The following is a 23,124-nucleotide window of genomic DNA, read 5'->3' on the forward strand; positions in this document are numbered from 1 at the left end:
TATGAGAATTGAATATCCAAAGTTGGGGATTTTACTTTTACTTTCCATGGTACTCTCTTGCCAGGGAAGTAAAAAAATGGTGGATAACGACGCAGTTGATTCTTTGGAAACAATCCAAAGGGAATTCAAGGCTGCTGAAGACTATGAAATTTTCGCACGGAATTTGGAATCACGCATTTCAGATTACAAAGGTTCCAGGACCAGAGATTTTGATCTTTTGCATACCGCTTTGGACCTTTCTTTCGATTATAAAAACGAATGGGTAAAAGGGGAGGCAGTCCTTACCTTGAAACCCCATTTTTTCTCTCAATACGAATTGGTTTTGGATGCCCAGGATTTTGATATCCATGAATTTTCTTTACTTGAAGATAAAGGGGAAACACCTTTGAATTATCGTTATGAGACCCAAAAAATAGTTGCTTTTTTGCCCAAGGTTTATGAAGCTACGGATACTTTGACTGTCAAAATCAAATACACGGCCAAACCGAATGAAAGTCCTGGTGGAGGAAGCGCAGCCATCACGGATACCAAAGGTTTGTATTTTATCAATGCATCGGGGAATGAAAACAAACCCGTACAGATTTGGACGCAAGGGGAGACCGAACACAACTCAAAATGGTTCCCAACCCTGGACACACCCAATGAAAAGGCTACCCAAGAAATCCGATTGACGGTGGACCAAAAATACCGAACGATCAGCAATGGGGTTTTGAAATCAAAAATTCAAAACGGGGACGGAACCCGAACGGATCATTGGGTCATGGATTTGCCACATTCACCTTATCTGGCAGCCGTCGTTATTGGCGAATTTGCTGAAATTGTCGACAAATGGGAGGATACCCAAGTGAATTATTACGTTGAAAAGGAATTTGAAGAAGGAGCAAAAAAAGTATTTCAAAATACGCCAGAAATGATCGCTTTTTTTTCTGAAATACTTGGTGTGAAATACCCGTGGCAAAAATATGATCAGGTGGTGGTCAGGGATTTTGTCTCAGGTGCTATGGAGAACACCACGCTATCAGTCTTCATGGAAGCCTTGAATTTGGACGCAAGAGAAGCGATTGATAGCGAATGGGACGGAATAATCGCTCATGAACTCTTCCATCAATGGTTTGGGAATTATGTAACTACAGAGTCTTGGGCAAATTTGGCCTTAAATGAGGCCTTTGCCAATTATTCAGAGTACCTGTGGTATGAATACAAGGAAGGGAGGGATGATGCAGACTTGCACCATGTCTCCGAGATGGAGGTATACCTGGATGAGTCTACAGAAAAACAAGTGGATTTGATTAGGTTTTACCACGAAGATTCCGAAGAAATGTTTGACAGCCACTCTTATGCAAAAGGCGGCAGGATCCTACATATGCTGAGAAGACACTTGGGGGACGAAGCATTTTTCAAATCGCTGAATCATTATCTGGTTCAACATGCATTTTCCACCGTGGAGGTGCATGATCTAAGATTGGCATTTGAAAAAGTGACCGGTCAGGATTTGAATTGGTTTTTTAACCAATGGTTTCTAAATGCAGGCCATCCCATCTTGGAATATGTGGTTGATTATTCCCAACCAGAAAATTTGCTCCTGACTATCACCCAAACGCAGGACCTCAAAAAAACGCCACTCTACAAAATACCATTTAAAGTAAGCTGGTATCAAGAGGGAGAAAGGCAGGAGAAAGAATTTGTGCTGGACAAAAAGAAACAACAGTTCGCGATTGAAAATCAAACACCTGTCAAAACATTGTTTTTTGATGAAGCAAAGGAATTGCTCTCGGAGAAGAAAAGTGCAAGGGGTAAAGCGCATTTCATCACCCAGTTTGGTATTTCTGAATTGGGAATTGCCAGATATGAAGCGCTGGATAGTTTGGGGAGCAATTATGCAGAAGCTGAGGATTTGGCGAAAACATTTGGAGCGGCGCTTCAAGATCCTTTTTGGTCCATCCGGGAAATGGCATTGATGCAAATTGCCAAGCATCCAGAATGGCAAATGGAAATAATCGGATTGGAGGCGAGATTATTGGAAATGGCGGAAAATGACCCGAAAAACACGGTAAAATCTGCCGCAATTGAGGTATTGGCTGCTTTGGATCCCGATAAGTATTCTCCGTCTTTTCTCAGGTGGATGCAGGCACCATCGTATTATGTGGCAGGAGCGGCCTTGTCGGCCTATTTGGAGAATGAAAACAATCTCAATCGAAGAGAGATTTCAGAAAGATTTGAGCAGGAAAAAAACGTGAGGATGCTCGTGGCACTTGCAGAATACTACATAGAAGACAGCGTCGACCTAAAAGGGGATTGGTTCCATGAAAAGCTTTTGAATCTATCGGGGCAGTCCCTTTATTACTTCTTGGGCTATTTTGGGGATTACTTTTCCAGCATGCCTTCAGAAGGAACGGCTGATGCGATTGAAAAACTTTATGCAATTGGATCGAAGGAGAAAGAAAACTATGTGAGGGTTGCCGCTTTTCAGTCGTTGTTCGGATTTATTGATGAGCCTGGAGTTTTGGCGAAAACAATGGAATTGTTTCAGAACGAAAAGGATGAATTGGCCAAGAGATACATGGAATTTTACCTTACACCCTATCTGGATGAAAAATTAAATCCTTGATTTCTATCTGATTAATTGGTCTCAATGAAAAATACTGATAAATTTTATACCAATTCTTTGAATGTTTGAGAAAAGGGTATAATTTTGCCATCCGTTAAGACAGTTAAAAAGGCTTAGTTGCTTTTTTAAACAGGGATTAACGACAATCAGTTGGGGGAATACCAAAGCGGCCAACTGGGACGGACTGTAAATCCGTTGACTTATGTCTTCACAGGTTCGAATCCTGTTTCCCCCACTATTGCATAATGTGGGAAATTTTGACTAGTTTTGCACAGAGTATTAAAAGCGGGAGTAGCTCAGTTGGTAGAGCGGCAGCCTTCCAAGCTGCAGGTCGCGGGTTCGAGCCTCGTCTCCCGCTCAATGCTTTTTCTAGCATTGAGTAATGTTACCAGCCGGCGTAGCTCAGTGGTAGAGTACTTCCTTGGTAAGGAAGGGGTCAGGGGTTCAAATCCCCTCGTTGGCTCAGAAACATTGAATAATTTAACTAATTCATATCTTTAACTAAAACAGAGGATTTTCACGCATGGCAAAAGCAACCTTTGACCGTTCCAAACCGCACGTAAATATCGGCACGATTGGTCACGTAGATCATGGTAAGACAACTTTGACTGCTGCCATTACAACAGTATTGGCCAAAAAGGGTCTTTCTGAATTAAGAGATTTCTCTTCTATCGACAACGCTCCGGAAGAAAAAGAAAGAGGTATCACTATCAACACATCTCACGTTGAATATTCGACTGAAAACAGACACTACGCTCACGTAGATTGTCCTGGTCACGCGGATTATGTGAAGAACATGGTAACTGGTGCTGCTCAAATGGATGGCGCTATCTTGGTAGTGGCCGCGACTGACGGTCCAATGCCACAAACTAGAGAGCATATCCTTCTTGCCCGTCAGGTAGGTGTACCTTCTCTTGTGGTATTTATGAACAAAGTGGATATGGTAGATGATCCTGAACTTCTCGAACTTGTTGAGATGGAGATCAGAGAGCTTCTTTCATTCTATGATTTTGATGGGGATAATATCCCAGTAATTGCAGGTTCTGCACTTGGTGCTCTTAACGGAGAAGCCAAATGGGAAGATACTGTAATGGAATTGATGAACGCTGTAGATAACTTTATTCCAATCCCAGAAAGGTTGATCGATAAAGATTTCTTGATGCCTGTTGAAGATGTGTTCTCTATCACTGGTCGTGGTACTGTAGCTACCGGAAGAATCGAAAGAGGTGTAATCAACTCTGGAGAGCCTGTAGACATCATTGGTATGGGTGCTGAAGGTTTGAAATCCACTGTAACAGGTGTTGAAATGTTCCGTAAGATCCTTAACAGAGGAGAAGCTGGAGATAACGTTGGTCTATTGTTGAGAGGTATTGAAAAATCCCAGATCAAAAGAGGAATGATTATCTGTAAGCCAGGTTCTGTAAAGCCACATGCGCATTTCAAAGCTGAAGTTTACGTTCTTTCCAAAGAAGAAGGTGGAAGACATACTCCATTTTTCAACAAATACCGTCCACAGTTCTATTTGAGAACTACGGATGTAACAGGAGAAATCATGCTACCTGAAAATGTAGAAATGGTTATGCCTGGTGATAACGTTACTATTGAAGTGAAGTTGTTGAGTCCAATTGCACTTGAAAAAGGCCTTAGATTTGCAATCCGTGAAGGAGGTAGAACTGTAGGTGCTGGTCAGGTGACTGAGATCTTGGATTAATTCTTCACATTTCTCTATAAAATAAAAATGCGATCTCAATTTATTTTGGGATCGCATTTGTTTCTTTATCCTTTTATGTCTAATTTTGCATTCCTTTTGGATGTGAAAATTTTACGGGCATAGTTCAATGGTAGAATAGCGGTCTCCAAAACCGTTGATGGGAGTTCGAATCTCTCTGCCCGTGCTTCAAAACAGAATAACCATGAATATCAAAAACTTTGTCGTTGAGTCAATTGATGAAATGAAAAATAAGGTCACATGGCCTCCTTATTCATTTTTACAAAACAGTGCTGTTTTGGTCATCGTCGCTTCATTGGTCTTTGCCCTGGTTATAGGGCTTATCGATTTGGGGTTTGAAAATTTGATGACGTGGTTTTATGATTTATTTTAATTGAATTACAATTACTGATGACTGAACATAAGTGGTACGTACTTAGGGTGGTAGCAGGACAAGAAAAGAAAGCTAAAACTTATTTAGACAATGAAATTCTTCGTCAAAAGCTTGAGGATTATATTCCTGAGGTGCTGATACCTTCCGAAAAAGTTTACGAAATGCGTAATGGCAAGAAAAGAGTGAGGGAAAGAAATTTTTTCCCTGGCTATGTATTGGTCAATGCGGATTTGAGCCATGGTGAGGCCAATCATGTGATTACAAGTATCCCGGGTGTTATCGGTTTCTTAGGGTCAAACAAAGGGGGGGCTTCCAAAACCCCTGAACCATTACGTCAGTCGGAAATCAATAGGATTTTAGGTCGTGTTGAGGAGATTGACGAGTTTACAGAGAAGCTTGATACGCCATTTATAATAGGAGAAACCGTTAAAGTAATGGATGGTCCTTTTAGTGGTTTCGCGGGAACAATAGAAGAGGTGTTCGAAGACAAGAAGAAATTGAATGTTATGGTCAAGATCTTCGGTCGAAACACACCTGTAGAATTAAACTTTATACAAGTAGAAAAACAAGACTAGGAAATGGCTAAGGAAATCACTGGTTATGTGAAATTACAGGTGAAAGGTGGCCAGGCAAATCCATCGCCTCCAGTTGGTCCTGCCCTTGGTTCCAAGGGTTTGAACATCATGGAGTTCTGTAAGCAATTCAATGCTAGAACCCAAGAGAAAATGGGACAGGTTGTGCCCGTTTTGATTACTATTTATTCAGACAAGTCTTTTGACTTTGTGGTAAAAACTCCACCAGCTGCAAATATGCTGATTGAGGCTGCAAAGGTAAAAAATGGATCTGCTGAACCGAATAGGAAAAAAGTAGGCTCTGTCACATGGGATCAGGTTAAAGAAATTGCTGAAGTGAAAATGCCTGATCTAAATGCCTTTAAGGTTGAGTCAGCTATGAAAATGATAGCTGGAACAGCAAGAAGCATGGGAATCACAGTATCTGGAAAAGCCCCCTGGGAGGGATAATTAAAAAACTATGGCTAAGTTAACAAAAAAGCAAAAAGAAGCTCTTTCTAAGTACGACGCAAGCCAACAGTACTCCTTGGAGGAAGCTTCTTCTATCGTGAAAGAAATATCTCTAACCAAATTTGATGCCTCCGTGGATATCGATGTCCGATTGGGTGTTGATCCTAGGAAAGCTGACCAAATGGTAAGAGGTGTTGTTGCCTTGCCGCATGGCACAGGTAAAGATGTTAGAGTACTTGTACTCTGCACGCCCGATAAAGTAGAAGAAGCAAAAGAAGCAGGTGCGGACTATGTTGGATTAGACGACTATATAGCAAAAATCGAAAGTGGATGGACTGATATCGATGTGATTATCACCATGCCTAACGTAATGGCTAAAGTCGGTAGACTAGGTAGGGTTTTGGGTCCAAGAGGCTTGATGCCGAACCCGAAATCTGGAACAGTAACTTTGGATGTTGCAAAAGCAGTAAAAGAGGTGAAAGCGGGTAAAATCGACTTTAAAGTAGATAAATTCGGGATCATTCACGCAAGTGTAGGGAAAGTTTCATTCGACCCGGAGAAAATCCAAGAGAATGTTAAAGAACTTATCCAAACGATCTCTAAGTTAAAACCATCTTCTTCTAAAGGTACATATTTCAGAAGTATACATTTGTCAAGCACAATGTCTCCTGGAATAATAGTAGATAAAGGAAGTATTCAAGGAATTTAATCATGACTAGAGAGGAAAAAAGTAAAATAATCGAAGGTCTTACTGAGAAATTCAAAGAAAATCCATATTTCTATATCACGAATGCATCGGGTTTTTCTGTAGCGCAAGTAAACGCTTTCAGAAGGTCCTGCTTTGACAAAGGTGTAGAATATAAGGTTTACAAAAATACACTGATCAAGAAAGCATTAGAAAATCTTGAGACAGATTATACTGAATTTGCAGAAAAAACCTTGAAAGGATTCTCAGGAGTTATGTTCTCGAAAGAGTTGGGTAACCTTCCTGCTAAAGTCCTTCTTGATTTTAGAAAGAAACAAGGTAAGAAAGAAACAAGACCTTTATTCAAAGGTGCTTCGATAGATTCAAGTTTATATATTGGTGAAGAGCAATTAGAATTGCTTTCCAACCTTAAAACTAAGAATGAATTGATCGGAGACGTTATCGGTCTTCTTCAATCTCCTGCCAAAAATGTTATCTCTGCTCTTAAGAGTGGTCAGAATACATTGGCTGGGCTTGTTAAAACCCTTTCCGAAAGAGAACAATAATATTATACAATCAATCAGTTAAAAATCAACAATTTAAAAAATAATACAATGGCAGATCTTAAAGCGTTCGCTGAACAGTTAGTTAACCTAACTGTTAAAGAAGTAAGTGAATTAGCCGCAATCCTTAAGGATGAATATGGTATCGAACCTGCAGCAGCTGCAGCTACAGTTGTAGCTGGTGGTGGAGCAGGAGAAGGTGCTGCTGAAGAAGAAAAAACTTCTTTTGATGTTATTCTTAAAGCTGCTGGTGGTTCTAAACTAGCTGTAGTTAAACTTGTAAAAGAATTAACCGGTCTTGGTTTGAAAGAAGCAAAAGAGCTTGTTGACTCAGCTCCAAAAGCTGTTAAAGAAGGTGTAACCAAAGACGAAGCTGAAGCTTTGAAAGCTGCTCTTATTGAGGCTGGTGCTGAAGTAGAAGTTAAATAATTTGAATAACCTTACCTCATAGGTAAAGGTTATCAGAAATGACCTGACTGAAGAGTCAGGTCTTTTCCTGTTTGTGACCATGCTGAAAATAGCATTATTCCAAGCATAAATATCCCTATTACGTTATTCATTATCACTATAAACTTATACTGACTTGGCTATCCAGAATCAAACCGAAAGGAAAAGTTTCTCATCCATTAAGGTAGTCAAAGACTATCCTGATTTCCTAAATATCCAATTACAATCTTTCAAGGATTTCTTTCAATTGGATACTCCCGCAGAAAAAAGAAGACAGGATGGTCTTTTCAAGGTGTTTTCCGAGAATTTCCCAATAAGCGATTCCAGGGAAAATTTCACACTTGAATTTATTGATTATAATGTGGATCCTCCAAAGTACAGCGTCGGGGAATGTATCGATAGGGGATTAACCTATTCTGTACCCCTGAAAGCCAAACTACGTTTACTTTGTTCTGACGAAGACAACGAGGATTTTGAAACTATTGAGCAAGAGGTATTTCTTGGAAATCTACCTTACATGACCGAAAAAGGATCATTTGTGATCAATGGGGCTGAACGAGTCATCGTTTCCCAACTTCACAGGTCTCCAGGTGTGTTCTTTGCCCAAAGTAAACATACCAACGGAACTAAACTATATTCAGCCAGAATTATCCCGTTCAAGGGAAGTTGGATAGAATTTGCTACCGACATCAACAATGTGATGTATGCTTACATTGACCGTAAGAAAAAATTCCCTGTAACTACTTTGTTGAGGGCAATTGGTTATGGTTCTGATAAGGACATCCTTGATTTATTCGGTCTTTCAGAGGAAATTTCCTCAACTAAAGCCAATCTTAAAAAAGTCACCGGAAGAAAACTCGCCGCGCGTGTTTTGAGAACATGGGTAGAGGATTTTGTAGATGAGGATACTGGTGAAGTAGTTTCTATCGATAGAAACGAAGTATTGCTGGAAAGAGATTCCATACTTTCAGACGAAGATATCGAAATGATCTTGGAATCTGGTGCGAAATCCATCATTCTCCATAGAGAAGATGTAAACGTTGCAGATTTTTCCATCATTTACAATACGTTGCAAAAGGACAATTCCAACTCTGAAAAAGAAGCGGTTGAAGTTATCTATAGGCAACTTAGAAATACGGAAGCTCCCGATGAAGCAACTGCAAGAGAGGTAATCCACGGACTTTTCTTTTCAGACAAGCGGTATGATTTGGGTGAAGTTGGTAGGTATAGAATCAACAAAAAATTAGGGTTAAGTATTGATTCTGAAAAGATCGTTCTTACTACTGAAGATATTATCAGCATTGTAAAATATTTGATCGGACTGATCAATTCTAAAGCAGTTGTGGATGATATAGATCACTTGAGTAATAGAAGGGTAAGAACTGTAGGCGAGCAATTGTACAGTCAATTTGGTGTTGGACTTTCTAGAATGGCGAGAACCATCCGTGAAAGGATGAACGTTCGTGACAACGAAGATTTCAAACCAGTTGATTTGATTAATGCAAGAACGCTTTCTTCTGTTATCAATTCATTTTTTGGAACGAATCAGCTTTCCCAATTCATGGATCAAACCAATCCATTGGCTGAGTTGACACACAAAAGAAGATTGTCAGCTTTGGGTCCAGGTGGACTTTCCAGAGAGAGAGCAGGATTCGAAGTTCGAGATGTGCATTACACGCATTACGGCCGTCTTTGTACCATTGAAACCCCAGAGGGTCCAAACATTGGTTTGATTTCCTCGCTTTGCGTTCACGCCAAAGTGAATTCAATGGGCTTCTTAGAAACACCTTACCGTAAGGTGAAGGAAGGTAAAGTGAGTATGGATGTCAATGATATCGTATTCCTTACCGCTGAGGAAGAAGATGACAACAACATTGCGCAGGCAAATGCACCTTTGGATGTGAAGGGATACTTCATAAACGAGAAAGTAAAGGCGAGATTTGAAGGAGATTTTCCGGTACTGGATCCAAAAGAAATCACCTTTATGGATGTTGCACCGAATCAGATTGTTTCTGTTGCTGCTTCACTTATTCCTTTCTTGGAACATGATGATGCGAATAGAGCTTTGATGGGATCTAACATGCAACGCCAGGCTGTTCCATTATTGAAAGCAGAAGCGCCAATCGTGGGTACAGGTCTGGAAGCAAGAGCTGCGATCGATTCAAGATCGTTGATCATTGCGGAGATGGATGGTGTGATAGATTATGTAGATGCCAAAAAAATCATCGTTAAATATAAACTTACCGAAGATGACATTTTAGTCAATTTCAGTGACGAATATAAAACATATGACCTGATCAAATTCAGGAGAACCAATCAGGACACAACCATAAACCTTACCCCCTTGGTTTTGAAGGGAGAAAAGATTTCTAAAGGTCAGGTTTTGGTTGAGGGATATTCCACCAACAAAGGTGAGCTAGCTCTTGGTAAGAACCTAAGGGTTGCTTATATGCCTTGGCAAGGTTACAACTTTGAAGATGCGATCGTTATTTCTGAAAGAGTCGTACGTGAGGACGTATTTACGTCCATCCACATTGAAGAATTCCAGCTTGAAGTTAGAGATACAAAGAGAGGGGAAGAAGAATTGACTTCTGAGATTCCTAACGTCTCTGAAGAAGCTGTGAAAAACCTGGATGAAAACGGGATTATCAGAATAGGTGCAGAACTGAAGGAAGGAGATATCATTATTGGTAAGATTACGCCAAAGGGTGAAACAGACCCAACTCCTGAAGAAAAATTGCTTAGGGCGATATTTGGAGATAAGGCTGGAGATGTAAAAGATGCATCTTTGAAAGCCTCGCCTTCATTGAATGGAGTCGTGATTGAAACCAAACTTTTCTCAAGACCGAAAAAAGACAAGGATTTGAGAATCAAATCCAAAGCTGAGGTTGAAAAATTGAAGTCAAAATATGCCAAAGATCTTTTGGGTGTTAGGGCTCAAATGATCAACAAATTAGTGACTTTATTGGATGGTAAAACTTCCCTTGGAGTGAGGCATAAGTTTGGTGACGAAATCATTAGTAAAGGAGTTAAATTCAGCTTCAAAAACATCGATCACAACTTGTTCCCTGCCAAAAACCCATATAGGGACGAAAGCAATTACAATGTACAGGAAGAAGCGAATTTGATTTCTGATATCATTTTGGATGATTGGACAGAAGATGCCCATACAAATAGTTTGATCCAGAAATTGGTCAAAAACTATACAAACACCAGAAACGAGATCTCAGGTATATTCAAAAGAGATAAGTTTACGCTTGAGGTAGGAGATGAATTGCCTGCCGGTATCGTTCAACTTGCCAAGGTTTATGTTGCCAAAAAACGTAAGTTGAAAGTTGGAGATAAAATGGCTGGGCGTCACGGTAATAAAGGTATTGTTGCGAAAATCGTGAGAGAAGAGGACATGCCATTCTTAGAAGACGGTACGCCAATGGACATTGTATTGAATCCACTTGGTGTTCCTTCAAGGATGAATATCGGACAGATTTTCGAAACTGTATTGGCATGGGCCGGTAAAGAATTGGGAAGAAAGTATTCTACACCAATTTTTGATGGTGCGACCATGGAAGAAGTCGCTGCGGAATTAGCCGAAGCGAAATTGCCTCCATATGGTAGAACATACCTTTATGATGGTCTTTCGGGTAAGAAGTTTGATCAACCGGTTACGATAGGGATCACTTACATGCTTAAACTTGGGCACCTTGTAGATGACAAGATGCACGCAAGGTCTATCGGACCATACTCCTTGATTACACAACAGCCATTGGGTGGTAAAGCCCAGTTTGGTGGTCAGCGTTTTGGGGAAATGGAAGTATGGGCATTGGAGGCATTTGGTGCTTCTCATGTGTTGCAAGAAATACTTACCGTGAAGTCTGATGATGTAGTGGGTAGAGCCAAGGCATATGAAGCAATTGTAAAAGGGGAAAACCTTCCGAAACCAAATATTCCGGAATCCTTTAATGTATTGGTTCATGAACTAAGAGGCTTGGCACTCGAAATTACATTAGACTAATTCAAAAAAAATGGGCCTATAAAGCCCTTCACATATTCATAAAGAATTATGGCGTTCAGAAAAAACAAAAAACTAAACAACGACTTTTCCAGAGTCACCATTAGTTTAGCTTCTCCGGAATCAATCCTGGATAGCTCTCATGGAGAAGTGACGCAGCCTGAAACTATCAATTACAGAACTTACAAGCCTGAAATGGGTGGATTGTTTTGTGAGCGAATTTTCGGTCCCGTGAAAGACTGGGAATGTCATTGTGGAAAATATAAGCGCATAAGATATAAAGGGATTATTTGTGACCGTTGTGGCGTTGAGGTTACCGAAAAGAAAGTGCGTAGAGAAAGAATGGGCCACATTGAATTGGTCGTTCCTGTTGCGCATATCTGGTACTTCAAATCCCTTCCCAACAAAATAGGTTACCTATTGGGCTTGCCTACCAAAAAACTTGATCAAATTGTTTACTATGAAAGGTATGCAGTGGTTCAAGCAGGTATCAAAGGTGAAGATGGCATTCAGTATCTTGATTTTTTGACTGAAGATGAGTATTTGGACATTATGGATAAACTCCCTAAGGAAAACCAAATGCTTGATGATGCCGATCCAAATAAATTCATCGCCAAAATGGGCGCGGAAGTCATCGAGATGTTGTTGTCCAGGTTGGATCTTGATGATCTTTCCTATAGCCTAAGACATCAGGCGGCTACCGATACTTCTCAACAAAGAAAAGCGGAAGCTTTGAAAAGGTTGAAAGTTGTAGAAGCTTTTAGAGATGCAAGAACCAGGATCGAAAACCGTCCCGAGTGGATGGTGGTTCGTATGGTTCCTGTGATTCCACCGGAGTTGAGACCTTTGGTTCCTTTGGATGGTGGTAGATTTGCCACTTCAGATTTGAATGATCTGTACAGAAGGGTGATCATCAGAAACAACCGTCTGAAAAGATTGATTGATATCAAGGCGCCTGAGGTGATCTTGAGAAACGAAAAAAGGATGCTACAGGAAGCAGTGGATTCACTTTTCGACAATTCAAGAAAAGTAAACGCTGTAAGATCTGATGGCAATCGAGCCTTGAAGTCACTTTCAGATATGTTGAAAGGTAAACAAGGTCGTTTCCGTCAAAACCTTTTGGGAAAAAGGGTTGATTATTCTGGACGTTCAGTGATTGTTGTAGGACCGGAATTAAAGCTTCACGAGTGCGGTTTGCCCAAGAATATGGCAGCGGAACTTTTCAAGCCTTTTATTATCAGAAAATTGATAGAAAGAGGAATTGTGAAAACCGTAAAATCTGCAAAGAAAATCGTTGATCGTAAGGATCCGGTTGTTTGGGATATCCTTGAGAATGTATTGAAAGGTCATCCGATTCTTTTGAATCGTGCTCCTACCCTACACAGATTGGGTATTCAAGCATTCCAACCGAAGTTGATTGAAGGAAAAGCCATACAATTGCATCCTTTGGTATGTACCGCATTCAATGCCGATTTCGATGGTGACCAGATGGCTGTTCACGTTCCTTTGGGACATGAAGCGATCTTGGAAGCCTCTACTTTAATGCTTTCTTCCCACAATATTCTGAATCCTGCCAATGGAGCACCGATTACGGTACCTTCGCAGGATATGGTTCTCGGATTGTATTACGTTACAAAAGGTAAGCGATCCACGCCAGATGAAATTGTTTTGGGAGAAGGAATGACTTTCTACGGACAGGAAGAAGTTATTATAGCCTTGAATGAAGGACAAGTTTCTCTTCACGCCTTTATCAAGTGTAAGGTAATGGTAAGAGAAGACAACGGAGACAGAGTTGAAAAAATCATTGAAACCGTTGCCGGTAGATTGATTTTCAACCAATTTGTTCCTGAAGAAGTAGGTTATGTAAACGAACTTTTGACCAAGAAGAAGTTACAGCAAATTATTTCGGAGATCGTAAAGATTTGCGGTATCGCAAAAACTGTACATTTCTTGGATGATATCAAGCATCTTGGATTTCAAATGGCATATGAAGGCGGTCTATCCATGGGATTGAACGATGTTATTATTCCGGAAGAAAAGGATGTTTTGATCGATAAGGCAAAGGGTGATGTGGACCAAGTTTGGAACAACTACCTCATGGGTCTGATCACAGACAATGAAAGATACAATCAAGTAATTGATATTTGGACAAGAACCAATTCCAACCTTACCAACATTCTGATGAAACAGATGGAGGAGGATAACCAAGGGTTCAATGCCATTTATATGATGATGCACTCCGGCGCAAGGGGTTCGAGAGAACAAATTCGTCAGTTGGGCGGAATGAGAGGGCTGATGGCCAAACCACAGAAAAACCTTCAAGGTTCGGTTGGTGAAATCATCGAAAACCCGATTCTCTCCAACTTTAAGGAAGGTCTTGATGTATTGGAATACTTTATTTCTACTCACGGTGCCCGTAAGGGTCTTGCTGATACAGCCCTTAAAACTGCCGATGCTGGTTACTTGACCAGAAGATTGGTGGATGTGGCGCAGGACATGATTATCTCAGAAGATGATTGTGGTACATTAAGAGGACTGATTGTACAGCCATTGAAAGACAATGACGAGATCGTAGAGCCGCTATCCGAAAGAATAGTAGGTAGGGTTTCTGTTCATGATGTCTATGACCCTGTGTCGGAAGAGCTTCTTATTACCGCCGGAATAGAGATTTCCGATGAGGTTGCCAAGAAAGTAGATGAATCTACGATCGAGGAGGTTGAGATTAGGTCTGTATTGACCTGCGAAACCAGAAGAGGAGTTTGTGCAAAATGTTACGGACGTAATCTTGCCACGGGTAGGATGGTTCAGAATGGGGAATCTGTCGGTGTTATCGCTGCACAGTCCATTGGTGAGCCAGGTACTCAGTTGACATTAAGAACTTTCCACGTTGGGGGTACTGCATCCAATATTTCAGTAGAAGCAAGTATCAATGCCAAATTTGAAGGTGTCATTGAATTCGAAGAGGAATTGAGATGGATCCAAACGACCAGCAAAGATGGCAGCGATGTTGCCATTGTCATGGGAAGATCGGGTGAGATCAAAATCAACGATGCCAAAACAGGCAAGACATTGGTTTCCAATCACGTCCCCTATGGTGCACTCTTGAATGTAAAAGATGGTCAAAAAATAGCCAAGGGAGATTCATTGTGTACTTGGGATCCATATAATGCCGTCATTCTTTCAGAATACGATGGTAAAGTGGAGTTTGATTCAATCATCCAAGGTATCACTTTCAAGGAAGTTGCCGATGATCAAACGGGTTATCGTGAAAAGGTAATCATTGACACAAAAGATAAAACCAAGAACCCTGCCGTGGTGATCAATTATGGTGAGGATCTTAAAGCATACAATATTCCGGTAGGAGCTCACCTTGCTGTTGAAGAAGGAGAGACTGTGAAATCCGGTCAAATCCTTGTGAAAATACCAAGATCTGTTGGTAAGACAAGAGATATTACCGGAGGTCTTCCAAGAGTTACGGAATTGTTCGAAGCCAGAAACCCATCCAATCCGGCTGTGGTTTCAGAAATCGACGGTGTAGTGACTTATGGCGGTATCAAAAGGGGTAACAGGGAAATCTTTATTGAATCTAAGGATGGTGTAAAAAAGAGATACATGGTATCACTTTCCAAGCATATTCTTGTTCAGGAAAACGATTTTATCAGAGCGGGTGAACCACTTTCGGATGGTGCCATCACGCCAAACGATATCCTTTCCATCAAAGGCCCAACGGCTGTTCAGGAATATCTTGTGAATGAAATCCAAGAAGTTTACCGTCTTCAAGGTGTGAAAATCAATGATAAACACATTGAGGTGATTGTAAGCCAAATGATGCAAAAAGTTGAAATACTTGATGCAGGTGACACAGGATTCCTTCAAGGTCAGATTGTTGATAAGTGGGCCTTTAGACAGGAGAATGATAGCATTTTGGATAAAAAGGTGGTTATGGAAGTAGGAGATTCTTCTACCTTGAAGCCAGGAATGATCCTTTCTTCCAGAAGATTAAGGGACGAAAACTCCAGCCTGAAGCGAAAAGATCTGAAACTTGTGCAGGTAAGAGATGCAGAAACGGCAGTTTCCAAGCCTACATTGCAAGGGATCACAGCAGCATCATTGGGTACCGAAAGCTTTATTTCAGCGGCTTCCTTCCAGGAAACAACCAAAGTATTAAGTGAAGCGGCGATCCGTGGGAAGCGTGACGAATTGTTGGGATTGAAAGAAAACGTGATCGTTGGTCACCTTATCCCTGCAGGAACGGGTCAACGTCCATTCCAAAAAATAATAGTGGGCTCTTTGGAGGAGTATGAAAGATTATCCAGTGAGAAGGAGAGATCTATCAAAAAATCGAAAGAGGCAGTAAAGTAATAAACAATTGATTTTACCCTAAAAAGGCCTGTATCATTACAGGCCTTTTTTTAATCAAATAATCATGGAAGACGATAAAACACCAAAATCCATCCCGGATCAACAGATTAATATCGAGTTGTCAGAAGAAATTGCGGAAGGAATTTATTCTAATCTGGCCATGATTGCCCATTCCAACTCTGAGTTTGTAGTTGATTTTATCAGACTGATGCCTGGAGTGCCGAAGGCAAAAGTGAAATCACGGATAATCATGACTCCTGATCATGCCAAAAGATTGTTGGCTGCTTTGAAAGACAATATCGAAAAGTACGAAAATGCTTTTGGGAAGATCAACAATGGAGGAGGGGTGCCTCAGTTTCCAGTTAATTTTGGAGGAAGACCAGGCGAAGCATAATTGGAAAAACCTATTGAGGAATGTTGAGATTACAAAATGTCAACATTTTGATGAATCGGTTTTTGTAATGTAATAATGAGTAGGGATTGGGGAGAGGATTAATGAAAAGTCAGTGAAGACTTAATTTAAAATATAACATCTTAATTTTGTTTGTTTTACCGATTTGTTTACCTTTGCAGTCCAAAATTCACAAGTTTAAAGAAGTAAGGAAAAACTAAATTTTAACAGTTAATGCCTACTATACAACAGTTAGTACGAAAAGGTAGAAAAACCCTTGAGACCAAATCCAAGTCTAGAGCTTTGGATGCGTGCCCTCAGCGTAGGGGAGTGTGTACCAGAGTGTACACTACCACGCCCAAGAAACCAAACTCAGCGATGAGAAAAGTGGCCAGGGTAAGATTGACAAATGGAAAAGAAGTGAATGCTTACATTCCAGGAGAAGGACATAATTTGCAGGAACACTCTATTGTTTTGATTAGAGGTGGCCGTGTGAAAGATCTTCCGGGTGTGCGTTATCACATCATCAGAGGTGCACTTGATACTGCAGGAGTTAAAGACCGTAAACAAGGTCGTTCCAAGTATGGTGCTAAAAGACCGAAGGCTGGCAAAGGTGGCGCAGCAGCTCCGGCAAAGAAAAAATAATTTAAATATTACACATTCAAAGAAATGAGAAAAGCGAAACCAAAAAAGAGATATATTCTTCCTGATCCGAAGTTTAATGATACTTTGGTAACAAAGTTTGTGAACTGTCTGATGGTCGATGGGAAGAAGAGTATTGCTTATAGGATTTTCTACGATGCAGTTGCAAAAGTAGAAACCAAGGTAGGTGAGAACGGTCTTGAGGTTTGGAAGAAGGCGCTTAACAATATTACTCCATCTGTAGAGGTGAAGAGTCGTAGAGTTGGTGGTGCTACATTCCAGGTGCCAATGGAAGTTAGACCTGAAAGAAAAGTATCCCTTGGAATCAAGTGGATGATTACTTACGCCAGAAGAAGGGGTGAGAAGACAATGATGGACAGACTAGCTGGTGAAATCATCGCCGCAGCGAAAGGCGAAGGTGCCGGAGTGAAGAAGAAAGATGATACGCACAGAATGGCAGAAGCCAACAAAGCATTCTCACACTTTAGATTTTAATTATAATGGCTAAAGATTTAAAGTTCCTAAGAAATATTGGTATCATGGCTCACATTGATGCCGGAAAGACCACCACTTCAGAACGTATTCTTTATTATACAGGTATATCCCACAAAATAGGAGAGGTCCATGATGGAGCCGCTACTATGGATTGGATGGAACAAGAGCAGGAAAGAGGGATTACCATCACTTCTGCTGCCACAACCACCAAATGGAAATATCCAACAGATCAAGGAGTTGCGCTTCCTAGCAGTAAAGAATATCAGATCAATTTGATCGATACTCCAGGTCACGTTGACTTTACTGTTGAAGTTGAACGTTCTCTGAGAGTACTTGATGGAGCTGTTGCATTGTTTTGCGCAGTATCCGGAGTGGAACCACAATCCGAAACGGTCTGGAGACAAGCCGATAAATATGGTGTTCCAAGAATCTGTTTTGTCAACAAAATGGACAGAGCAGGTGCTGATTTCTTTAAAGCGATATTGGAAATCAAAGAAAAATTAGGTGCTAAACCTGTTCCTCTTCAAATCCCAATCGGAGCCGAAGATACTTTTAAGGGTGTTGTTGACTTAATTACCAACCAAGCAATTGTTTGGAACGAAGAAGATCAGGGAATGACTTATAAAGTCATTGAAATTCCTGAGGACCTTCAAGAAGTTGTTGCCGAATACAGACAAAACCTGATTGAGCAAGTAGCAGCATATGATGACGCTTTGATGGAGAAATTCTTCGAAGACGAAAACTCAATCACCAAAGAAGAAATGATGGCTGCTATTAGAAAAGCGGTAATCAACATGGATTTTTCTCCGGTACTTTGTGGGTCTGCGTTCAAAAACAAAGGTGTACAAGCTTTGCTAGATGCAGTTATCGCTTACTTGCCTTCTCCAATGGATCTTCCTCCAGTAAAAGGATTGGATCCGGATACAGAAGAAGAGATCATCAGAAATCCAGACAGCAAAGAGCCATTCGCAGCATTGGCTTTTAAAATCGCAACAGATCCATTCGTGGGTAGACTTGCATTTATGCGTGTATATTCAGGAACATTGGACTCTGGTTCTTATGTATTCAACACAAGGACAAGTAAAAAAGAAAGAATTTCCCGTCTGATGCAGATGCACTCCAACAAGCAAAACCCAATCGATAGGGTTGAAGCTGGTGACATTTGTGCCGGTGTAGGATTTAAGGATATCAAAACAGGGGATACCCTTTGTGATGAGAAAAACAAAATCGTCCTTGAGACCATGACTTTCCCAGAACCGGTTATCGGATATGCAATTGAGCCAAAAACTCAAGCGGATGTTGATAAATTGGGAATGGCGATTGCCAAATTGGTGGAAGAGGATCCAACCCTTCACGTCCATACAGATCAAGAGACTGGTCAAACTATCCTTAGGGGTATGGGTGAACTTCACCTCGAGATCATCATCGATAGGATGAGAAGAGAGTTTAAGGTTGAGATCAATCAAGGTGCTCCCCAAGTTGCTTATAAAGAAGCTTTGTTTGCTAAAGTTGAACACAAAGAAGTGTTTAAAAAACAAACAGGTGGTAAAGGTAAGTTTGCCGACATCGTTTTTGAACTTGGTCCAAAAGATCCAGATCCAGAAACAGGTGAAATCAAAGGCGGATTGGATTTCGTGAATGGAATCGTTGGTGGTGTTATTCCAAAGGAATTTATCCCGGCTATCCAAAAAGGTTTCCAAGAGTCTATGAAAAATGGTCCTCTTGCAGGATACCCGATCGAATCCATGAAAGTGAGATTGTTCCACGGATCATTCCACGACGTCGATTCCGATGCACTTGCATTTGAATTGGCTGCAAGAATTGGTTTCAAGGAAGCAGCAAGGAAATGTAAGCCACAACTTTTGGAGCCAATCATGGCTGTTGAGGTAGTGACTCCAGACGAATTCACCGGTCCAGTTACAGGTGATTTGAATAGAAGAAGGGGATTGATGAAAGGTATGGATACAAAAGGAAATGCTACCGTGGTGAAAGCCAGTGTGCCACTTTCCGAATTGTTTGGATACGTGACGGACTTGAGGACTATTACTTCAGGAAGAGCCGCAGCCTCCCTTACCTTCTCACATTATGAGCCTATTCCTAATAATATTGCCGAAGGTGTAATAGCCAAGGTTAAAGGAGAGAAATCTTAAATTTACGCCAAGATGAATCAAAAAATAAGAATAAAACTGAAATCTTACGATCATAGCCTGGTGGACAAGTCATCAGAGAAGATTGTAAAAGCGGTAAAAGCAACTGGCGCGATTGTCGTTGGTCCAATTCCGCTTCCAACCAAGAAAGAAAAATTTACAGTTTTGAAATCCCCACACGTGAATAAAAAAGCAAGGGACCAATTTCAACTTTGTACCTATAAAAGATTGGTGGATATTTATTCCAACAGTTCAAAAACTGTGGATGCCTTGATGAAAATCGAGCTTCCAAGTGGAGTGGACGTTGAAATCAAAGTCTGATCCTTTTGGTTAATGGAATTGAAAAACCTGCATCCTCTTGGTGTAGGTTTTTCTTTTGCCAAAAGTATAAGTTTGAAACATTGAAGAGTTTGAAAATCCCAAAAAGGGAGAGATTCTAAAATGTTTTTTCGTAAATAATTGAAAATATTATAGTTGGGGTTTGTAACGTGGATATAAATTCCTAACTTTGCAGTCCTTAAAAAGGGGCACAAGTTTATAAACTCTTGTGTTTAATTGTATTATATATCAGAAGATGTCTGGAATAATAGGAAGAAAAGTAGGAATGACTAGCATTTTTAGTGCCGATGGACGTAACGTCGCATGCACGCTAATAGAAGCTGGTCCTTGCGTAGTGACGCAAGTAAAAAATGTAGAATCAGATGGGTACAACGCAGTTCAGTTGGCTTATGGTGAGCGTAAAGAAAAAAATACGCCAAGACCATTGATCGGCCATTTCAAAAAAGCCGGTACTACGCCAAAAAAGAAGGTTGTTGAATTCAGAGATTTTAGAATCGAATTCGAAGGTCAAGTAGATCTTGGGAAAACCGTAAAAGCGGATGAGGTATTCATTGAAGGAGACTTCTTGGATGCGATTGGAACTTCCAAAGGAAAAGGTTTCCAAGGTGTTGTAAAGCGTCATGGTTTTGCTGGAGTAGGTGGTGCTACCCACGGTCAGCACAACAGAGCGAGACATCCTGGTTCCATTGGTGCATGTTCTTGGCCTTCCAGAGTATTCAAAGGAATGCGTATGGCAGGTAGAACTGGTGGTGACAGAGTAAAGGTGATCAACCTTAGAGTACTTAAAATTTACCCAGAAAAGAACTTGATCTTGGTAAGTGGCTCTGTCCCTGGTCCAAAAAATTCTTTCGTTATTCTAGAGAAGTAAGAAAATGGAATTAGCAGTAATAAAACATAACGGTGAAGACACAGGTAGAAAGATCACTCTTTCTGACGATATATTCGCGATCGAAACCAATGATCACGCAATCTACCTTGATGTAAAGCAATATTTGGCCAACCAGAGACAGGGGACGCACAAATCCAAAGAGCGTAACGAAATCGCTGGATCCACCAAAAAGATCAAAAAGCAGAAAGGTACTGGAGGAGCAAGAGCAGGTTCCATCAAATCCCCGATATTTAGAGGAGGAGGAAGAGTTTTCGGTCCAAGACCGAGAGATTATTCTTTCAAACTCAATAAAAAATTGAAGCAGTTGGCCAGAAAATCAGCCCTGACTTACAAAGCAAAGGACAATAGTGTCATGATTTTGGAGAATGTTTCATTCGACAAGCCAAGCACCAAAGGATACATTGCTTTATTAAATGGTCTTTCTTTATCAGGTGAAAAAACACTTTTGGTTCTTCCGGAACAAAACAAGAATGTTTACTTGTCAAGCAGGAATGTACCTAAGGCGAAAGTTGTCACTGTTAATGATGTAAATACTTACGAACTATTGCATGCTGATAAGCTTGTACTCTGTGAGGATTCTGTAAGTATGTTGGAAACCCTTTTATTAAAGTAAGAAAATGGATATACTTAAAAAGCCTTTGATTACGGAAAAGATTTCTGCAATGAACGAACAGGGAGTCTATGGGTTCGTGGTTGAAAGAACAGCAAAAAAGCCAGAAATCAAAAATGCCGTAGAAAAAATGTTTGGTGTGAAAGTAGTGGCCGTAAGGACCATGCGTTATGCTGCAAAGCATAAGACAAGATACACCAAAGCAAAAGTTGTTTCCGGTTACACCAATGCTTTCAAGAAAGCGATTGTACAGGTAGCGGAAGGTGAAGTAATTGATTTTTACGGAGAAATTTAATTGAATCAGAATCATGGCAGTTAAAAAATTAAAACCTGTAACCCCAGGAACCAGATTTAGAGTTGCTCCGGTATTTGATGAGATTACAGCATCAAAACCAGAAAAGTCTCTATTGGCACCTTTGAAAAAATCAGGTGGTAGAAATAATGTCGGTAAAATGACCGTCCGTTACGTGGGCGGTGGACATAAAAGAAGACTTAGAATCGTTGATTTTAAAAGAACAAAGTACGGTATCCCTGCTGTAGTGAAGTCTATAGAGTATGATCCAAATAGGACCGCTCGTTTGGCTTTGTTGTATTATGTGGATGGTGCAAAAGCATATATCATTGCCCCCGAAGGGTTGGAAGTTGGTCAGACCATCGTATCTGGCGAAATTGCTCCTCCTGAAGTTGGAAATGCAATGCATTCAATCAATGTTCCTTTGGGTACGATTGTCCACAACATAGAGTTGAAGCCTGGTAGAGGTGGAGCTTTGGCCAGAAGTGCTGGTGGTTATGGTCAAATTGTAGCAAGAGAAGGTAAATATGTCACCATCAAATTGCCTTCCGGCGAAATGAGGTTGATTTTGGGTACTTGTATGGTAACTGTTGGAACTGTTTCCAATGGAGATCACATGAACGTGAGATTGGGTAAAGCCGGTAGAAATCGTTGGTTGGGAAGAAGACCAAGAACAAGGGGTGTAGCAATGAACCCTGTCGATCACCCTATGGGTGGTGGTGAAGGTCGTGCTTCAGGTGGTCAACCAAGATCAAGAACTGGTCTACTTTCCAAAGGAAAGAAAACCAGATCACCCAAGAAGTATTCAAATAAATTCATTATCAGCAAACGATCTAAATAATTATGGCACGTTCATTAAAGAAAGGTCCTTATATAGAGCATCACTTATTGAAAAAAGTCGATGTGATGAACGAATCTGGAAAAAAATCAGTCATCAAGACTTGGTCAAGAAGATCTATGATTTCTCCGGATTTTGTAAGCAATACCTTCGCTGTTCATAATGGCAATAAATTTATCCCGGTTTTCGTAACGGACAATATGGTCGGTCACAAACTTGGTGAATTTGCACCAACAAGGAACTTTAGAGGTCACGTTGCCAAAAAAGACAAAGGAAAGAGATAATCATGGAAGCGATAGCAAGATTAAATAACGTTCCTACTTCTCCGCGAAAAATGCGGTTGGTAGTAGACCTCATCAGAGGCAAAAAGGTTGGATATGCCTTGAGCATATTGAAATTCACACCCAATCATGCTGCCATTAGAGTAGAAAAGCTTCTTCTTTCGGCTGTGGCCAACTGGCAAGCTAAGAATCCTGATGAAAAGCTTGAGGATGCTGATCTATATATCAAAACTATTCAAGTAGATGGTGGTCGTATGTTGAAAAGACTGAGACCAGCACCGCAGGGTAGAGCACATAGAATCCGTAAAAGATCAAATCATGTAACATTGGTTGTTGATAATATCAAGACTCCTGTTACCGCTGATACAATAGAAACAAAAGAAAATTCTAATTAAGAATAGA

Annotated in this window: 21 protein-coding genes and 4 tRNA genes; all 25 read left to right on the forward strand. The window is 40.6% G+C overall.

Features of this window, described 5'->3' with window-relative positions; translation table 11 throughout:
• Position 1 precedes the first annotated feature (1 nt).
• The 25 genes from F824_RS0105420 to rplV all read left to right on the forward strand — a co-directional run bounded on the left by F824_RS0105420 (position 2) and on the right by rplV (position 23,117).
• On the forward strand, positions 2 to 2,608 hold the full coding sequence (locus tag F824_RS0105420) for a M1 family metallopeptidase (protein ID WP_139189622.1): 2,607 nt from the start codon (positions 2 to 4) through the stop codon (positions 2,606 to 2,608).
• A 152-nt stretch (positions 2,609 to 2,760) separates the two neighbouring features.
• Positions 2,761 to 2,843 (forward strand) — tRNA-Tyr (locus F824_RS0105425).
• A gap of 50 nt (positions 2,844 to 2,893) precedes the next feature.
• Positions 2,894 to 2,966, forward strand: a tRNA-Gly gene (locus F824_RS0105430).
• A gap of 33 nt (positions 2,967 to 2,999) precedes the next feature.
• Positions 3,000 to 3,071, forward strand: a tRNA-Thr gene (locus F824_RS0105435).
• 60 nt (positions 3,072 to 3,131) lie between these two features.
• Positions 3,132 to 4,319 carry an elongation factor Tu gene (gene tuf, locus F824_RS0105440; protein WP_019596852.1) on the forward strand — a complete coding sequence of 396 codons (1,188 nt, stop codon included), beginning with the start codon at positions 3,132 to 3,134 and terminating at the stop codon, positions 4,317 to 4,319.
• Between the two features lie 113 nt (positions 4,320 to 4,432).
• Positions 4,433 to 4,503: transfer RNA gene (locus F824_RS0105445), tRNA-Trp, on the forward strand.
• Positions 4,504 to 4,521: 18 nt separating this feature from the next.
• On the forward strand, positions 4,522 to 4,710 hold the full coding sequence (secE, locus tag F824_RS0105450) for a preprotein translocase subunit SecE (protein ID WP_019596853.1): 189 nt from the start codon (positions 4,522 to 4,524) through the stop codon (positions 4,708 to 4,710).
• Between the two features lie 17 nt (positions 4,711 to 4,727).
• Positions 4,728 to 5,285 (forward strand): transcription termination/antitermination protein NusG, encoded by a 558-nt coding sequence (nusG, locus tag F824_RS0105455; protein WP_019596854.1) that lies wholly within the window; start codon positions 4,728 to 4,730, stop codon positions 5,283 to 5,285.
• 3 nt (positions 5,286 to 5,288) lie between these two features.
• Positions 5,289 to 5,732 carry a 50S ribosomal protein L11 gene (gene rplK / locus F824_RS0105460; protein ID WP_019596855.1) on the forward strand — a complete coding sequence of 148 codons (444 nt, stop codon included), beginning with the start codon at positions 5,289 to 5,291 and terminating at the stop codon, positions 5,730 to 5,732.
• A gap of 10 nt (positions 5,733 to 5,742) precedes the next feature.
• Entirely contained in the window at positions 5,743 to 6,441 is a 699-nt protein-coding gene (gene rplA, locus F824_RS0105465) for a 50S ribosomal protein L1 (RefSeq protein ID WP_019596856.1), read from the forward strand.
• Between the two features lie 2 nt (positions 6,442 to 6,443).
• Complete coding sequence (gene rplJ / locus F824_RS0105470; protein ID WP_019596857.1) at positions 6,444 to 6,983, forward strand: 50S ribosomal protein L10; 540 nt, start codon at positions 6,444 to 6,446, stop codon at positions 6,981 to 6,983.
• Positions 6,984 to 7,031: 48 nt separating this feature from the next.
• Positions 7,032 to 7,409 (forward strand): 50S ribosomal protein L7/L12, encoded by a 378-nt coding sequence (gene rplL / locus F824_RS0105475; RefSeq protein ID WP_019596858.1) that lies wholly within the window; start codon positions 7,032 to 7,034, stop codon positions 7,407 to 7,409.
• Between the two features lie 154 nt (positions 7,410 to 7,563).
• Positions 7,564 to 11,439: a DNA-directed RNA polymerase subunit beta gene (rpoB, locus tag F824_RS0105480; RefSeq protein WP_019596859.1), complete on the forward strand. Its 3,876-nt coding sequence runs from the start codon at positions 7,564 to 7,566 to the stop codon at positions 11,437 to 11,439.
• Between the two features lie 48 nt (positions 11,440 to 11,487).
• A complete protein-coding gene (rpoC, locus tag F824_RS0105485) occupies positions 11,488 to 15,798 on the forward strand; it encodes a DNA-directed RNA polymerase subunit beta' (protein ID WP_019596860.1) in 4,311 nt (1,436 codons plus the stop codon).
• A 64-nt stretch (positions 15,799 to 15,862) separates the two neighbouring features.
• Positions 15,863 to 16,192, forward strand: a complete 330-nt coding sequence (locus F824_RS0105490) for a DUF3467 domain-containing protein (RefSeq protein ID WP_019596861.1) — start codon at positions 15,863 to 15,865, stop codon at positions 16,190 to 16,192.
• A 231-nt stretch (positions 16,193 to 16,423) separates the two neighbouring features.
• Positions 16,424 to 16,834, forward strand: coding sequence for a 30S ribosomal protein S12 (gene rpsL / locus F824_RS0105495; RefSeq protein ID WP_019596862.1), 411 nt, complete (start codon positions 16,424 to 16,426; stop codon positions 16,832 to 16,834).
• Between the two features lie 24 nt (positions 16,835 to 16,858).
• On the forward strand, positions 16,859 to 17,326 hold the full coding sequence (rpsG, locus tag F824_RS0105500) for a 30S ribosomal protein S7 (RefSeq protein ID WP_019596863.1): 468 nt from the start codon (positions 16,859 to 16,861) through the stop codon (positions 17,324 to 17,326).
• 5 nt (positions 17,327 to 17,331) lie between these two features.
• A complete protein-coding gene (fusA, locus tag F824_RS0105505; RefSeq protein ID WP_022582111.1) occupies positions 17,332 to 19,476 on the forward strand; it encodes an elongation factor G in 2,145 nt (714 codons plus the stop codon).
• 12 nt (positions 19,477 to 19,488) lie between these two features.
• Positions 19,489 to 19,794: a 30S ribosomal protein S10 gene (gene rpsJ, locus F824_RS0105510; RefSeq protein ID WP_014772294.1), complete on the forward strand. Its 306-nt coding sequence runs from the start codon at positions 19,489 to 19,491 to the stop codon at positions 19,792 to 19,794.
• Positions 19,795 to 20,047: 253 nt separating this feature from the next.
• A complete protein-coding gene (rplC, locus tag F824_RS0105515; protein ID WP_019596865.1) occupies positions 20,048 to 20,680 on the forward strand; it encodes a 50S ribosomal protein L3 in 633 nt (210 codons plus the stop codon).
• Between the two features lie 4 nt (positions 20,681 to 20,684).
• Positions 20,685 to 21,314, forward strand: coding sequence for a 50S ribosomal protein L4 (gene rplD / locus F824_RS0105520; RefSeq protein WP_019596866.1), 630 nt, complete (start codon positions 20,685 to 20,687; stop codon positions 21,312 to 21,314).
• A gap of 4 nt (positions 21,315 to 21,318) precedes the next feature.
• Positions 21,319 to 21,606, forward strand: a complete 288-nt coding sequence (gene rplW / locus F824_RS0105525; RefSeq protein ID WP_019596867.1) for a 50S ribosomal protein L23 — start codon at positions 21,319 to 21,321, stop codon at positions 21,604 to 21,606.
• Positions 21,607 to 21,619: 13 nt separating this feature from the next.
• Complete coding sequence (gene rplB / locus F824_RS0105530) at positions 21,620 to 22,444, forward strand: 50S ribosomal protein L2 (RefSeq protein WP_019596868.1); 825 nt, start codon at positions 21,620 to 21,622, stop codon at positions 22,442 to 22,444.
• A gap of 2 nt (positions 22,445 to 22,446) precedes the next feature.
• A complete protein-coding gene (gene rpsS / locus F824_RS0105535) occupies positions 22,447 to 22,725 on the forward strand; it encodes a 30S ribosomal protein S19 (protein ID WP_026333518.1) in 279 nt (92 codons plus the stop codon).
• A gap of 2 nt (positions 22,726 to 22,727) precedes the next feature.
• Positions 22,728 to 23,117: a 50S ribosomal protein L22 gene (gene rplV, locus F824_RS0105540; protein WP_019596870.1), complete on the forward strand. Its 390-nt coding sequence runs from the start codon at positions 22,728 to 22,730 to the stop codon at positions 23,115 to 23,117.
• The last annotated feature ends 7 nt before the right edge of the window (positions 23,118 to 23,124 follow it).

Origin of the sequence: Rhodonellum psychrophilum GCM71 = DSM 17998 (assembly GCF_000381545.1) — a bacterium.
GTDB lineage: Bacteria > Bacteroidota > Bacteroidia > Cytophagales > Cyclobacteriaceae > Rhodonellum > Rhodonellum psychrophilum.

Coding starts and splice junctions, on each gene's coding strand:
- rpsS (WP_026333518.1), top strand. CDS start 22,447: ATGGCACGTTCATTAAAGAAAGGTCCTTATATAGAGCATCACTTATTG.
- rplB (WP_019596868.1), top strand. CDS start 21,620: ATGGCAGTTAAAAAATTAAAACCTGTAACCCCAGGAACCAGATTTAGA.
- rplD (WP_019596866.1), top strand. CDS start 20,685: ATGGAATTAGCAGTAATAAAACATAACGGTGAAGACACAGGTAGAAAG.
- rpsL (WP_019596862.1), top strand. CDS start 16,424: ATGCCTACTATACAACAGTTAGTACGAAAAGGTAGAAAAACCCTTGAG.
- F824_RS0105420 (WP_139189622.1), top strand. CDS start 2: ATGAGAATTGAATATCCAAAGTTGGGGATTTTACTTTTACTTTCCATG.
- rpsJ (WP_014772294.1), top strand. CDS start 19,489: ATGAATCAAAAAATAAGAATAAAACTGAAATCTTACGATCATAGCCTG.
- rplA (WP_019596856.1), top strand. CDS start 5,743: ATGGCTAAGTTAACAAAAAAGCAAAAAGAAGCTCTTTCTAAGTACGAC.
- rplJ (WP_019596857.1), top strand. CDS start 6,444: ATGACTAGAGAGGAAAAAAGTAAAATAATCGAAGGTCTTACTGAGAAA.
- rplV (WP_019596870.1), top strand. CDS start 22,728: ATGGAAGCGATAGCAAGATTAAATAACGTTCCTACTTCTCCGCGAAAA.
- rplL (WP_019596858.1), top strand. CDS start 7,032: ATGGCAGATCTTAAAGCGTTCGCTGAACAGTTAGTTAACCTAACTGTT.
- secE (WP_019596853.1), top strand. CDS start 4,522: ATGAATATCAAAAACTTTGTCGTTGAGTCAATTGATGAAATGAAAAAT.
- rpoC (WP_019596860.1), top strand. CDS start 11,488: ATGGCGTTCAGAAAAAACAAAAAACTAAACAACGACTTTTCCAGAGTC.
- nusG (WP_019596854.1), top strand. CDS start 4,728: ATGACTGAACATAAGTGGTACGTACTTAGGGTGGTAGCAGGACAAGAA.
- rpsG (WP_019596863.1), top strand. CDS start 16,859: ATGAGAAAAGCGAAACCAAAAAAGAGATATATTCTTCCTGATCCGAAG.
- rplK (WP_019596855.1), top strand. CDS start 5,289: ATGGCTAAGGAAATCACTGGTTATGTGAAATTACAGGTGAAAGGTGGC.
- rplW (WP_019596867.1), top strand. CDS start 21,319: ATGGATATACTTAAAAAGCCTTTGATTACGGAAAAGATTTCTGCAATG.
- rplC (WP_019596865.1), top strand. CDS start 20,048: ATGTCTGGAATAATAGGAAGAAAAGTAGGAATGACTAGCATTTTTAGT.
- F824_RS0105490 (WP_019596861.1), top strand. CDS start 15,863: ATGGAAGACGATAAAACACCAAAATCCATCCCGGATCAACAGATTAAT.
- fusA (WP_022582111.1), top strand. CDS start 17,332: ATGGCTAAAGATTTAAAGTTCCTAAGAAATATTGGTATCATGGCTCAC.
- tuf (WP_019596852.1), top strand. CDS start 3,132: ATGGCAAAAGCAACCTTTGACCGTTCCAAACCGCACGTAAATATCGGC.